Source organism: Photobacterium sp. ABD4_091, assembly GCF_056160145.1.
On sequence record NZ_JBSWWQ010000001.1, the window covers coordinates 1515244 to 1528019 of the forward strand.

Sequence of the window (12776 nt, forward strand, 5' to 3'; positions counted from 1 at the left end):
CCAACCGATGACCGTAGCCGAAAAGATCCAGATCCAGCCAGAGCACCTCACCGAGATGGACCGCACGCTTCATATCCAGCAGGCGGCCTCCAGGGAAGCCCCCATGCCTTCGCTTGACGAGCGTAAGCAGTCACTCACTGCGCTGAAAAAAGCCATCAGGCAGCACCGTGAGGCCCTTTGCCAAGCCCTCGCTGAAGACTATGGCCAGCGCCACCGCCAAGACTCCCTCGTGGCCGATATTGTTCCCTGCATCAACAACATCAACTACACCCTGAAAAGGCTCAAGCGCTGGATGAAGCCATCCCGCCGCCATGCCGGGTTAATGCTAACCCCGGCCAAGGTCACAGTGCACTACCAACCTGTCGGTGTGGTCGGCATTGTGGTGCCGTGGAACTTCCCGGTAATGCTGAGCCTTGGCCCGCTGATCGCCGCATTGGCGGCAGGCAACCGGGCAATGATCAAGCTCAGCGAGTTTACCCCAGCCACCAACAAGGTGCTGCGTACCCTGATAGAGACGACTTTCCAGCCCGATCAGGTCGCCGTGTTCGAAGGCGAGGCCGATGCCGCAGCCCATTTCACCCAGCTGCCGTTTGACCACTTGCTGTTTACCGGCTCAACGGCGGTCGGCCACCATGTCATGCGGGCAGCAGCCGGTAACCTGACCCCGGTCACCCTGGAGCTAGGCGGCAAGTCGCCGGTGATCGTTGCCGAAGACATGCCCATCGACTTAGCCGTGGAACGAACCCTATTCGGGAAATGCATGAACGCCGGCCAGATCTGTGTTGCTCCCGACTACATCCTGGTGCCCAAGGGCCAAGCCCAAGCCTTTATCAACAGCTTTATCGAGCAGTTCAACCGCCACTACCCCGGCGGCGTAGACAACCCGGATTTTGCCTCGGTGATCAACCCACGCCAGTACCAGCGCCTGTGCCAGTGGCTGGATGAAGCCAAACAGCTTGGTGCCGATGTTTACCCATGCCACGACAACGCCCGCAGTGATGACCGCCACCGCCTGATCCCCCACCTGCTCAGCAGCGTCCCTGAACAAGCTACGCTGATGAACGAGGAGATTTTTGGCCCGCTGCTGCCAGTAATTGAATATGACCACCTGGATGATGCCATCCGCTTCATACAGCAGCGCCCGCGCCCGCTGGCCCTGTACCTGATGAGCCAGGATCCTGCCGTCCAGCAGCAGGTCCGTGACAATACCATCTCGGGCGGCATGGCCATCAACGAGACCCTGCTCCATGTGGCAGCCGACGATGCGCCGTTCGGCGGTATTGGCCCGTCGGGGATGGGGCACTACCACGGCAAGGAAGGCTTCCTGGCCTTCTCCAAGGCCAAAACCGTGCTGACCCAGCATAAATACGCGACCACCGGGCTGATCAAGCCACCGTATAACCGCTGGTGGCAAAAGCTGATGCTCGGCTTCTTCATGCGCTGAGTCAGTTCAAGGATAACCATGAAAAGACAACAATTGCTCGATACCGCCCTGGCCCTGTTCGTGGCCAACGGGGTGCAGGCCACATCAACGGCCAGTATTGCCCGCGAGGCCGAGGTGGCCACCGGTACCCTGTTCCACCACTTTCCCAGCAAGCAGGATCTGGTCGATACCCTCTACCTCGAGGCCAAGCAAGAGCTGGCCCAGGCCCTTTCAGCCCCGCCATCGGACACACAGGCACTGCGCGAGCAGCTCCACCAGCTTTGGCAACAGGCTTTGGCATGGGCCACGGCCAACCCCAACCAGCTCAAGCTGATGCTGCAGCTCAACCACGACCCGGCCTACACCATCAGCCGCCATCAGGATCTGATGCTGACCACCATGGGGTTCATTGGCGACCGGGTCGAGCAAGCCCAGCAGCAGGGTCTGCTGGCCCCCTTGCCGATGCCATTGGTACTGAGCTTTTTCCGCCAGCATTTCCTCAGCACCGCCCAGCTGTTCATTGAGCAACCCGAACTGGCGCAGGATCCAAACTACCGGCAAGGGGCTTTCCATATCCTCTGGCAGGGCCTGCAGCCTGCCAATCCGAGCTGATTAGCTAAAACGGGCACTGCAACGGATAAAAAAACGGGAGCCTGCTGGCTCCCGTTTGATGTATATGCGCCTTTGGCCGCTGTTACGCCTGATTGTTGGCGTACTGGCTCAGCTCCGCAATGCTGACAGCAGTAATGAACTCGCCGTCTAGGTAGAAGTTCACATCATCACCGGCACGCTCACCACGCAGCACGGCCTCCTCACCACCTTGGTAAACCACGTTCATCTCCAACGTGCGCTCGTCGATTTGACGGAAGCTTGCCGCGAAGATATCGCTGTTCTGCACGCTCGCCAATGGCACCGTCGTCAGTGAAGGATCAAGCTGGCTGTTTACCTTGAAGATTGCATCAACCGGGGTATCCGCTACCGCCGGGGACTTGCCGGTGATCGGGTTTTTGCCGGTCCAGAACTCTATGGTATTGAAGATGAACAGATCCGCCGTCGCCGCAATACCGTACACCGGGCCTAGCAGGACAAACAGGCCAGCACGGCCGTAACGGTTATCTACCGCACTCAGGTTGGCTTTAGTTACCAACTGAGAGGTGCCCATTTGACCAATACAACCAGAAAGCGACGTCGCAAGAAGGGTCATTACGATCGCTTTTGATGCGATTTTTTTCATTTAAGCTCTGCTCCGCTAAGAGATGGATAAAATCATAAAAAAGTGCGCGGATTATAGGCATTTTATGGCAAGTTGCTAGCAAATTTAGCAAAAACTTACTGCTACCTAAAAGTCGTAAAATTAGCGGGAGGTTTGGGTAAAAGAAAGGTTAACAACCAACATGGTTTGAAATGGTTAAAACTGAAAACATAGGTGCAGCTATCACATCAGTATAGCCCCCCGTAAGCACAGCGGTGCATGGCACCGCTGTATTTGAAGGGGCAGTCGGAGGCTGTTTACCGGCTAGGCATTCTGCCCGGCCACGAAGCCAGAGCTCCAAGCCCACTGGAAGTTATATCCCCCCAGCCAGCCGCTAACATCCATGACCTCGCCAGCAAAGTACAGACCCGGCACCTTCTTGGTTTCCATGGTTTTCGACGACAATTCGTCGGTATCGACGCCGCCCAAGGTTACCTCGGCGGTGCGGTAGCCTTCGGTACCGTTCGGCGCAATAGTCCACTTATGGAAATAGTCCGCCATCGCCGTGATATCTTTCGGGTTGAACTGCTTGAGCGGCTTGTCCACTAGGTCACCCCGCTCAATCAATACTTCAATCAAGCGCTTCGGCAACAAACGGGACAGCGAGTTTTTCAGGCTCTGGTTCGGGTGCTTATCGCGCATTGCATTGAGGGTCTCAGCCAGCTCCAAGTCAGGCAGCAAATCCACCGTCACCTTCTGGCCCGGCGTCCAATAAGAGGAAATCTGCAGCACCACAGGACCCGACAGGCCGCGGTGGGTAAACAACAGGTTCTCGCGGAACGTGGTGCCGTCTTCGGCTTCCACCACCGCCGGGATCGCAATCCCAGAGAGCTCGGCGAAAGCGTCTTTGTCTTCCTTGTGCAAGGTGAACGGCACCAGGCCGGCAGTGGTCGGCACCATCTTTAAGCCAAACTGCTCAGCAACCTGGTAGCCAAATGGCGTGGCGCCCAACTTTGGCATCGACAGGCCGCCGGTCGCCACCACCAGCGATTCACACTCGACCTGCTCGGTATTGAGATTGAGGCTAAAGCCGCTCTCGGTCTTGGTGATCCCATGGACGTCCACCTGGTAGCGTTGCTGCACCGTCGGCAGGTCGCACTCGGCCAGCAGCATCGCCACGATATCTTTGGCTGACTCTTCGCAGAACAGCTGGCCATGGTCACGCTCTTCAAAAGCAATACCGTACTTGGCAATCATCGAGATGAAGTCCCAGTTGGTATATTGCGACAGGGCCGATTTGACGAAATGCGGGTTGCGGCAGACATAGTTGCTGGCTGTCACATCGTAATTGGTGAAGTTACAGCGGCCACCACCGGAGATCAGGATTTTGCGCCCTGGTTTCTTGCCATGGTCAACCACCAATACAGAGCGCCCACGCTTGCCGGCCTCAGCCGCACACATCAGGCCAGCCGCCCCGGCACCAATTACCACTACATCAAATTTCACTGCCATTACGCCACCGCTATCGGTCAAAATCAAAAGTGCACACCCAACAAAAAAGGGACGCAGGGGCCAGTTGGCCTGCATCCCTTAGTCATAAAGCTGGCTTACCATCGCCACAGGGCCGCAATTCTACCTGCCCTGCAGGCTGAATGCCACCATGTGCTCACCCGGGGTTAAATCCCCATAAAGGCCACCACAAAGATAGATACCAGAAATATCATCAGGTAGGTACTGGCAAGGATAAACAGCCGCCGCACCTTGGCGCATTTTTCCATGAACACCGGATCATGGTGGTTATGGTACTGATGGCTGCGGATGTAATGGAACAACCGGATTTGCTTGGTGACATTCCCCTGGGATGAGAAAAACCCACGGCCGTCGACCTGCTGGTAGAGAAGAGGATCGCATTCGCGCATGACCGCTAACAAAGTACGCAAGGTACTGATATAGCGAGAAACATTCACCACAGCGACCAAAAAAAGTGCGAGTAAGATTGCGTCACCACTCATAATATAGCCCCCGAACAACGTGACTGGTCAGCTGGCCATATTTTGGTGAGAAGGGGGCATGGCGACATGCCCCTCAGCTAATTAGCCAGCTGCTGTATCCATAACTGATGTCGATCCAGCTTTCGCCATCTCGGCGAGATCTTTGTCAAGGAAGAACAAGGCCTTGCCGTCTTCGCCAACCAGCTCGATCTTATCAAGAATGCCTTTGAACAGTTTTTCTTCTTCGTGCTGCTCTGCCACATACCACTGCAAGAAGTTAAACGTCGAGTAGTCTTGGGCTGTGAATGCAACGTGAGCCAACTTGTTGATCTTATCGGTGATCAGCTGCTCGTGCTCGTAAGTTTCACGGAACACGTCACCCAGGGATGCAAACTCGTGCTTTGGTGCTTCGATGGCGCCAAGAATTGGCAATGCACCGGTTTCACTGACATAAGTGAACAGTCGCTGCATGTGCTCCATTTCCTCAACGGCATGCTTGCGCAGGAACTCTGCCGCACCTTCAAAGCCCTTGTCTTCACACCATGCACTCATCTGCAGGTAAAGGTTGGAAGAGAAGAACTCTAAGTTAATTTGCTCGTTGAGTTTATCGACCATTGCTTGAGCTAACATCGCACTACTCCTTTCTATTCTAGTGTATACCAATCTCATCGGGTGGTATGAAAACGCTGTTGTCACCATTGTCACAATGCAAAAGTGAGAATGCAACTCATCGTGCCCAGCGGCAAACAATCTATGACATGTTTTCGTCAGTCCAGCGAAATAAGTTAAAAAGTTTCAATAATTCAACTAATTCCACTGCTAAAATTATTTCGTAAAACAGCAGAACAAGTTGCGATCCCGGTAATATTTTTTCCTAAAATTAGGTGCTAGCATGAAGCAAAGCCCCTAAGTCAAGGAGTGAAAACTATGGCTTACAAACATATTCTGGTTGCTATCGACCTGTCCGATGACAGCCACGTTATCGTCGGCAAAGCCGCCGATCTCGCCAAGGCACTGGACGCCAAATTGTCACTGATCCACATCGACGTCAATTATGCCGAGCTGTATACCGGACTGATTGATATCAACCTGTCCGATGCCCAAAACCGCATGGCCGACGAGGCCCAAAAGCAGCTGCAGTCACTGGCCGACAAGGCCAATTACCCAGTGTCCCATACCTTGGTAGGCAGTGGTGATCTCAGCGAGGAGATCTGCCACGCTATCGATGACATGGATATCGAACTGGTCGTTTGCGGTCACCACCAGGACTTCTGGAGCAAAATCCTCAGCTCGGCCAAGCAGCTGATCAACCGCTCTCCGGTCGATATGCTGATGATCCCGCTCAAATAGCCCAAGCGTAATCCTTCCTAGTTACGCCGGCCAGGCACGGTCCGATCACCGTGCCTGCCTTTGTACCAGCCACAGATCCGATGACGGTAACCCCACCAATTGGCTGTATTTCCCCTGCGTTTTTTTCGCTACACTTGCCCCACCATTCAATTGATAACCCTGACAAACCACTATGGGATACTTATCCGCTGTTACCCTGCTATGGGCTTTTTCCTTTAGCCTGATCGGGGTCTACCTGGCCGGGCAGGTCGACGCCTGGTTCTCGGTGCTGACCCGCGTCAGCCTGGCCGCCCTGCTGTTCCTGCCGTTCCTGCGCCGCCAGCACCTGAACCGCTCGCTGGCACTCAAAATCATGCTGGTTGGCGCGTTCCAGCTCGGCATCATGTACTGTTTCTACTACCAGTCATTCCTGTACCTGAGCGTACCTGAAGTGCTGCTATTCACCATCTTCACCCCGATCTACGTCACCTTGATCTACGACATGCTGCACCGCCGGTTCTCGGCATGGTACCTGGCCACCGCAGCCATTGCGGTATTGGGCGCGGCAGTGATCAAGTTCGAGGGGATCAACGAGGACTTCATCACCGGCTTTTTGATTGTCCAAGGCGCCAACCTGAGCTTTGCCATCGGCCAGGTCGGCTACAAGCGCATCATGGAGCAGCAAAAAGACGACCTGCCGCAGCACACCGTGTTTGGCCTGTTCTACCTCGGGGCGGTGTGTGTTGCGCTGCCGATGTTCCTGCTGTTTGGCAATACCGAGCAACTGCCGACCACCCATACCCAGTGGGGTATCCTGATTTACCTAGGCACTATCGCCTCCGGCCTCGGCTACTACCTGTGGAACAAGGGGGCAACGCTGGTCAATGCCGGTGCCTTGGCGATCATGAACAATGCGCTGGTACCGGCGGGGCTTATCGTCAATATCCTGATCTGGAACCGGGATGTCGACATGGTACGGCTAGCCATCGGCGGGGCGATCATTGTCGCATCGCTGTGGTTCAACGAAACCTGGGTCAAGCGCAAGGTCGCACAGGCAAGCGCGGCATAAGCGATATCCCAAGCTCAAATACAACAAAGGCGAACCTTTTGGGTTCGCCTTTGTTATTCCCAGATCCTAGGAACTAGAATCTAGAACCTAGGAACTGCATTTAGATAAACGAAAACGCATCGGCAAACATACGCTCGCGCTCGGCACCCTTCTCGGCCGAGAACTGCTCGCGGGCGGCACCGGCCATTTCGAAACGGCCACAGATGTAGATATCGTAAGCAGACAGGCTGACGAAATCATCGCTTACCGCTTCCAGCACATTACCTGTTTTACCCTGCCAGCCTTCCGGCGCGCTCTCAACCACAGGGACATACGTTAGGTTGCCGTGCTTGTCAGCCAATGCCTTGAGCTCATCGTTGGCATAGAGCTGGCACTCATCGCGGCCGCCCCAGTATACGAAGATCGGCTGGCTGACACCGCGGCTCAGGCAGTTGTCCAAAATGCTACGCACGTACGAGAACCCGGTACCACCCGCAATCAGCAGCAGTGGCTTGTCGCTGTCTTCCCGTACCCAGGCTTCGCCGTGCGGCGCTTCGATCTCAACGGCAGTGCCGTCCTCAAGCGCAGTTTTCATGCGCTCAACCACCTCGATGGCATACGGGTTATGCTCGGCAGCGCCGATATGCAGCTCCAGCTCGCCTTCGCGGCATGGGCTGCTGGCAATAGAAAACGGACGCTTGTCCTTCTCGCCCATCACGGCCAATAGGTACTGGCCCGCTTTGAATTCAATGTGTTGCTCCGGGCGCAGCAGGATACGAAACGTATTACAGGCCAGCGGCTCGACGGATGTTACTTCGCATTTGATGGACATTCTCTTCCTCTAATCTAGCTGGAGTACCAAATCACTGTTTGCCATTGCCTGACACGCAAATATCCAGCCTTCGGCCTGCTCCTTCTCGGTGAGCATAGGCTCGAGCTGGTAGCGGATCTCCCCCTGCTGCTTGCGGCACATGCACATCGCGCAGGCGCCGACCTGACAGCGGTTGGGAAAAGCAATGCCTGCGTTGAGCGCAGCCTCTAGCAGCGTTTGTTCACCGTCGGTGGCAAACACCACATCATGGGGCAGCAGGCGGACTTGGTACATATTTAATTTCTCACGCCCGGCTTTCTTACCGGGCCTTGGTTAATTGTTCTGGATGACGAATCTATTCGACGTCCAAATTTGGCTTACAACAAGGTTAACCCAGGATCCCCAGTTCATCCCAGATGGCATCCACTTTGGCAACCACCTCCGGAGACTTGACGATTGGCGTGCCCCACTCCCGGCTCGCTTCGCCCGGCAGTTTGTTGGTGGCATCAAGGCCAATCCTGGCACCATGCTCTTTTGTTTGGTTAACCATCAGGGTATCACGGCTCGGATCCATCCGGGTGGTCACCGCCCAAATCACATCATTCCAATCGCGGGCATTAACATCACCATCGCAGGCAATGATGAATTTGGTGTCGGCTTTACCGGCCAGTATCGTCCAGATACTGTCCATCACCTGCAATGCCTGGCCCTCTTGGTCTTTATCGATGGTCACAATCGCCACGCCAGCGCATTCTGCCGTTGACGGCAGGTAGCAATCAATCACTGCCGGGAGCTGCTTGATTTCCTGCTCCAAGGCGTGGTGATTCTGTTCAGCTTGCGGGCGGGGATAAGCAACAGCATTGGCGGTTTCCGCCTCCCACTTGCGGGTGGCATCCAGCCCCATCTTGGAGCCCAGACCCACCACCGGTGAGGCAAAGTCCAACGAGTCAATCGGGGTTTGGTCGATAAACAAGGTGTCGCGCACCGGGTCCATATCACGGGCCATTGCTGCGACGACGCTACCCCAATCACGGGTATCGACATCTTCATCCACCACGATGACAAACTTGGTGTACATGAATTGGCGTAGGAAAGACCAGACGCCCATCATCACCCGCTTGGCATGGCCAGGGTACTGCTTCTTCATCGACACCACTGCCATGCGGTAGGAGCACCCTTCCGGCGGCAGGTAGAAATCGGCAATCTCAGGGAACTGCTTTTGCAAAATAGGCACGAACACTTCGTTCAATGCGACCCCGAGTACAGCTGGCTCGTCGGGCGGGCGGCCCGTATAGGTACTGTGGTAGATAGGCTCATTGCGCATGGTCACATGGGTAATAGTGAATACATGGTGGCGCTCGACCTCATTGTAGTAACCGGTATGGTCGCCATACGGCCCCTCGTCGGCAAACTCGTTCGGATCGATATAGCCTTCAAGGACAATCTCCGCACTGGCCGGCACTTCCAGGTCATTGCTCAGGCTCTTGACGACTTCGCTCTTGCGGCCACGGAGCAAGCCGGCAAAGGCATACTCGGACAAGGTATCGGGAATCGGGGTAACTGCACCTAAGATGGTCGCCGGATCGGCGCCAAACGCTACGCTCACCGGAAAGGGCTTGCCCGGGTTGGTTTCCATCCAGTCACGCAGATCCAGCGCACCGCCACGGTGGGCCAGCCAGCGCATGATGATTTTGTTTTTGCCGATCTTCTGCTGGCGGTAAATCCCCAGGTTCTGGCGCTTTTTGTTCGGCCCTTTGGTGATGGTCAGGCCCCAGGTCAGCAGCGGTGCCACATCATCCGGCCAACAGCTCATCACCGGAATTTTATCCAAATCAACCTCATCACCCTGCCAGACGATGTCCTGGCACGGCGCGCTGCGCAGCCGCTTGACCGGCATATTGAGCACCTGCTTGAACACAGGGAGCTTGTCCAGCGCTTCACGGAAACCTTTCGGCGGCTCGGGCTCTTTCAGGTAGGCCAGCAACTTGCCGACTTCCCGCAGTTCACGGACATCTGTCCGCCCCATTCCCATTGCCACCCGGCCCGGGGTACCGAACAGATTCGCCAGCACCGGGACATCGTAGCCCACCGGGTTTTCGAACAGCAGGGCCGGCCCGCCGGCACGCAGGGTACGATCACAGATTTCGGTGATCTCCTGATCCGGGTCGACAGGCTGCTTGATACACTTGAGCTCGCCCTGTTGCTCCAGATAGTCAATAAATTCTCGCAGATCCTTGAACTTCATCGGTTTCGCGGTTACCTATCCTAAATACACCAGCACCCGGTGCTGGTTACAGCCACCGGGTACAAATAATCATTATCAAAACATTATAACGACTTGTTAACGGTAGGACAGCGGAAAATCCGACCACTGCGATCCAGCCCCAGCCGAAGCCACGGGCCTGCCGGTTTACGGCTGATTGGCCACTGCCGAACGTAAGTTCTTCTGCAACACCTGGCTGCGGCTGACCGATGCCAGCTGCTCGAGCCAATCTAAGTAGCCGCTGCGGGCAAGCTCGGTCGCCACCAGCTCGCCGTCGTCAACCTCGCTCAGCTTGCCGCTGAGGAAGTCCCGGGCAGCCACTGGCAACGGCTTTAGGGTGATAAGGGCTCGGTACGCTTGGAGCTTCAAGGTTGGGTTCATTGTCGCCGCCATCAGCTGCTTGGTAGCCGCTTGTTGCGGTGCCAGCCCAGCCAGGCGGTTGAGCTCGGCCAGGCTATATTGGTCGCTGCGACGGCGCCACAGCAAATGGTAGACCCCTTCATCGCCAGAGGCGGCCGCCACCGCGGCAATCACCGCATTGTCCGGCAACCACAGCAATTTGCTGTCCGAGGTAAACTGTTCAGCCAGCTCGTCCACTGCTGTGGCCGATAGTTGAGGTAGCTGCGCGAGAAAAATATCGCGGCGGGCAGCCTGGGTTTGGATATCCCCGGCCAGCCAATCTGATAGCTGCAGCTCACCACGCTCGGCTTGCTCGACCATCTGCAGAGCTAACAGCTGCTGCTGCCAGCGCACCACAAGACTGCGAGCCTTGGCGCCATAATGAAAAGCAGATTGGGTCACCAGATAGCCATCTCCCTGCTCGACAACGTTAAACGCCGGCGTGCGCGCCGCCTGAGCCTCTAGCCAACCGGCTTTGGCCTGATCCAGCCCACCGGGCTTATCCGCAATATCGCTAGCATGATCAATCAACTGGCTACGCACCGCTTCTTGCTGCAGCAGGGGCAATGAGGATAATTGGGTTTCCAGCGTCGCAAAGTCACTGGCATCGTAGTATTGGCGCAGGGCTGACACCCGGTTTCGCACCTGAAGGGAAGATTGGACTTGTTCGACTTCCTGCTCGGTGGTTTCTGTCGCCGGCAAGGCAGCCTCAGCCATCACCTGGGCCGTCACCATCCCTGCCGCCAGCAAACCTATTTGCATGCACTTTCCTAGTCGCATGTCACCTCCTTGGTGAACAAAGATATGTCGGTTCCCGGATCATCCTGATCCGATATCACAAATTGATAACAAAAACAGTATATCGATTTTTTGCTTCGAATTACCAGCAAAGCCTTAATTGAACAACGATCAATTAAGGCTGCCAGTGTACCAAAAATAAAAAACGCCACAAGCGGTGGCGTTTTTCAATTCTGTGACTCATCCAGCAATTATGCTGACAGCCGTTACGACTTCTGGCGGCGCATCGCGTCGAAGAACTCGTCGTTGGTCTTGGTCATCGATAGCTTGTCGATCAGGAATTCCATGCTATCGGTTTCGCCCATCGGGTGAACAATCTTGCGCAGGATCCACATCTTCTGCAGCTCGTCAGTTTTCGCCAGCAGCTCTTCACGACGGGTACCAGAGCGGTTGAAGTCAATCGCTGGGAAGACACGCTTTTCAGCGATCTTACGCGAAAGGTGCAGTTCCATGTTACCTGTACCCTTGAACTCTTCGTAGATAACTTCATCCATCTTAGAGCCGGTATCAACCAGTGCGGTTGCGATGATAGTCAGGCTGCCGCCCTCTTCAACGTTACGGGCCGCACCGAAGAAACGCTTCGGACGGTGCAGGGCGTTGGCATCCACACCACCGGTCAGTACCTTGCCCGATGACGGGATCACGGTGTTGTAAGCACGTGCCAGACGAGTGATGGAGTCAAGCAGGATCACAACATCTTTCTTGTGCTCAACCAGACGCTTGGCTTTCTCAATCACCATCTCAGCCACCTGAACGTGACGTGACGCTGGCTCATCGAAAGTAGAGGCAACCACTTCACCCTTAACCAGGCGCTGCATCTCGGTTACTTCTTCCGGACGCTCATCGATCAGCAATACCATCAGCTCACACTCTGGGTGGTTGTAGGCAATGCTCTGGGCAATGTTCTGTAGCAACATGGTTTTACCCGCTTTTGGCGGTGCAACAATCAAACCACGCTGACCTTTACCGATTGGCGAAGCCAAGTCCAGTACACGGGCCGTGATGTCTTCGGTCGAACCGTTACCACGCTCCATGCGCATACGCTCGTTGGCGTGCAGCGGCGTCAGGTTTTCGAACAGGATCTTGTTACGCGCGTTATCCGGCTTATCGTAGTTAACCTCGTTGACCTTCAGCAGGGCAAAGTAACGCTCACCGTCTTTTGGCGGGCGGATCTTGCCGGCAATTGTGTCACCAGTGCGAAGGTTGAAACGGCGGATTTGGCTAGGGGAAACGTAGATATCATCTGGACCGGCGAGGTAAGAACTGTCTGCAGAGCGGAGGAAGCCGAAGCCATCTTGAAGGATTTCTAGAACACCATCGCCAAAAATGTCCTCACCACTTTTCGCATGCTGTTTGAGAATTGCAAAGATGATGTCTTGTTTTCTCAAACGCGCCAGGTTTTCCAGTCCTAAGCTTTCGCCAAGCGCAACCAACTTAGAAATAGGCTGGTTCTTCAGTTCAGTAAGATTCATAGTGGTGGGTTTCTTGTCAGTCAAAATTGGGGTTCTATGTTAATTGAGAT

At 55.3% G+C, this 12776-nt stretch carries 13 protein-coding genes; 4 read left to right on the forward strand and 9 right to left on the reverse strand.

The features are described from left to right. Positions 1-7 precede the first annotated feature (7 nt). Positions 8-1444: a coniferyl aldehyde dehydrogenase gene (locus tag ACXAGQ_RS07085; RefSeq protein WP_475252838.1), complete on the forward strand. Its 1437-nt coding sequence runs from the start codon at positions 8-10 to the stop codon at positions 1442-1444. Positions 1445-1462: 18 nt separating this feature from the next. Then, the gene (locus tag ACXAGQ_RS07090) at positions 1463-2035 is read left to right on the forward strand and encodes a TetR/AcrR family transcriptional regulator (protein WP_475252840.1); all 573 of its coding nucleotides are present in this window, start codon (positions 1463-1465) and stop codon (positions 2033-2035) included. 82 nt (positions 2036-2117) lie between these two features. Here the strand turns inward: ACXAGQ_RS07090 and ACXAGQ_RS07095 are convergent, their stop codons facing one another. The 4 genes from ACXAGQ_RS07095 to ftnA all read right to left on the reverse strand — a co-directional run bounded on the left by ACXAGQ_RS07095 (position 2118) and on the right by ftnA (position 5236). Next, complete coding sequence (locus ACXAGQ_RS07095; protein WP_475252842.1) at positions 2118-2657, reverse strand: DUF3332 domain-containing protein; 540 nt, start codon at positions 2655-2657, stop codon at positions 2118-2120. 282 nt (positions 2658-2939) lie between these two features. Continuing rightward, positions 2940-4127: a BaiN/RdsA family NAD(P)/FAD-dependent oxidoreductase gene (locus ACXAGQ_RS07100; RefSeq protein WP_475252844.1), complete on the reverse strand. Its 1188-nt coding sequence runs from the start codon at positions 4125-4127 to the stop codon at positions 2940-2942. Positions 4128-4291: 164 nt separating this feature from the next. Then, positions 4292-4630, reverse strand: coding sequence for a universal stress protein UspB (uspB, locus tag ACXAGQ_RS07105; protein ID WP_475254690.1), 339 nt, complete (start codon positions 4628-4630; stop codon positions 4292-4294). A 78-nt stretch (positions 4631-4708) separates the two neighbouring features. Next, entirely contained in the window at positions 4709-5236 is a 528-nt protein-coding gene (gene ftnA / locus ACXAGQ_RS07110; RefSeq protein WP_475252846.1) for a non-heme ferritin, read from the reverse strand. A gap of 297 nt (positions 5237-5533) precedes the next feature. Between ftnA and ACXAGQ_RS07115 the strand changes: the two genes are divergently transcribed. After that, positions 5534-5956 carry a universal stress protein gene (locus tag ACXAGQ_RS07115; RefSeq protein ID WP_475252848.1) on the forward strand — a complete coding sequence of 141 codons (423 nt, stop codon included), beginning with the start codon at positions 5534-5536 and terminating at the stop codon, positions 5954-5956. A 172-nt stretch (positions 5957-6128) separates the two neighbouring features. Next, on the forward strand, positions 6129-7004 hold the full coding sequence (locus ACXAGQ_RS07120) for a carboxylate/amino acid/amine transporter (protein WP_475252850.1): 876 nt from the start codon (positions 6129-6131) through the stop codon (positions 7002-7004). 100 nt (positions 7005-7104) lie between these two features. Here ACXAGQ_RS07120 and fre read toward each other — a convergent pair whose 3' ends face one another. From fre to rho, 5 genes are all read right to left on the reverse strand, one after another. Next, complete coding sequence (gene fre / locus ACXAGQ_RS07125) at positions 7105-7815, reverse strand: NAD(P)H-flavin reductase (RefSeq protein ID WP_475252852.1); 711 nt, start codon at positions 7813-7815, stop codon at positions 7105-7107. A 9-nt stretch (positions 7816-7824) separates the two neighbouring features. Further along, positions 7825-8088 (reverse strand): 2Fe-2S iron-sulfur cluster-binding protein, encoded by a 264-nt coding sequence (locus ACXAGQ_RS07130; RefSeq protein ID WP_475252854.1) that lies wholly within the window; start codon positions 8086-8088, stop codon positions 7825-7827. Between the two features lie 94 nt (positions 8089-8182). After that, entirely contained in the window at positions 8183-10039 is a 1857-nt protein-coding gene (gene ubiD, locus ACXAGQ_RS07135) for a 4-hydroxy-3-polyprenylbenzoate decarboxylase (RefSeq protein ID WP_475252856.1), read from the reverse strand. Between the two features lie 165 nt (positions 10040-10204). Continuing rightward, entirely contained in the window at positions 10205-11236 is a 1032-nt protein-coding gene (locus ACXAGQ_RS07140) for a hypothetical protein (protein ID WP_475252858.1), read from the reverse strand. A 224-nt stretch (positions 11237-11460) separates the two neighbouring features. Then, complete coding sequence (gene rho, locus ACXAGQ_RS07145) at positions 11461-12726, reverse strand: transcription termination factor Rho (RefSeq protein ID WP_317524705.1); 1266 nt, start codon at positions 12724-12726, stop codon at positions 11461-11463. Positions 12727-12776: the final 50 nt, after the last annotated feature.

What these genes read in the sequence shown, in the direction of transcription:
- ACXAGQ_RS07100 (WP_475252844.1), bottom strand. Translation starts at nt 4,127, where the DNA reads ATGGCAGTGAAATTTGATGTAGTGGTAATTGGTGCCGGGGCGGCTGGC.
- fre (WP_475252852.1), bottom strand. Translation starts at nt 7,815, where the DNA reads ATGTCCATCAAATGCGAAGTAACATCCGTCGAGCCGCTGGCCTGTAAT.
- ACXAGQ_RS07095 (WP_475252842.1), bottom strand. Translation starts at nt 2,657, where the DNA reads ATGAAAAAAATCGCATCAAAAGCGATCGTAATGACCCTTCTTGCGACG.
- rho (WP_317524705.1), bottom strand. Translation starts at nt 12,726, where the DNA reads ATGAATCTTACTGAACTGAAGAACCAGCCTATTTCTAAGTTGGTTGCG.
- ftnA (WP_475252846.1), bottom strand. Translation starts at nt 5,236, where the DNA reads ATGTTAGCTCAAGCAATGGTCGATAAACTCAACGAGCAAATTAACTTA.
- ubiD (WP_475252856.1), bottom strand. Translation starts at nt 10,039, where the DNA reads ATGAAGTTCAAGGATCTGCGAGAATTTATTGACTATCTGGAGCAACAG.
- ACXAGQ_RS07130 (WP_475252854.1), bottom strand. Translation starts at nt 8,088, where the DNA reads ATGTACCAAGTCCGCCTGCTGCCCCATGATGTGGTGTTTGCCACCGAC.
- ACXAGQ_RS07115 (WP_475252848.1), top strand. Translation starts at nt 5,534, where the DNA reads ATGGCTTACAAACATATTCTGGTTGCTATCGACCTGTCCGATGACAGC.
- ACXAGQ_RS07090 (WP_475252840.1), top strand. Translation starts at nt 1,463, where the DNA reads ATGAAAAGACAACAATTGCTCGATACCGCCCTGGCCCTGTTCGTGGCC.
- ACXAGQ_RS07140 (WP_475252858.1), bottom strand. Translation starts at nt 11,236, where the DNA reads ATGCGACTAGGAAAGTGCATGCAAATAGGTTTGCTGGCGGCAGGGATG.
- ACXAGQ_RS07085 (WP_475252838.1), top strand. Translation starts at nt 8, where the DNA reads ATGACCGTAGCCGAAAAGATCCAGATCCAGCCAGAGCACCTCACCGAG.
- ACXAGQ_RS07120 (WP_475252850.1), top strand. Translation starts at nt 6,129, where the DNA reads ATGGGATACTTATCCGCTGTTACCCTGCTATGGGCTTTTTCCTTTAGC.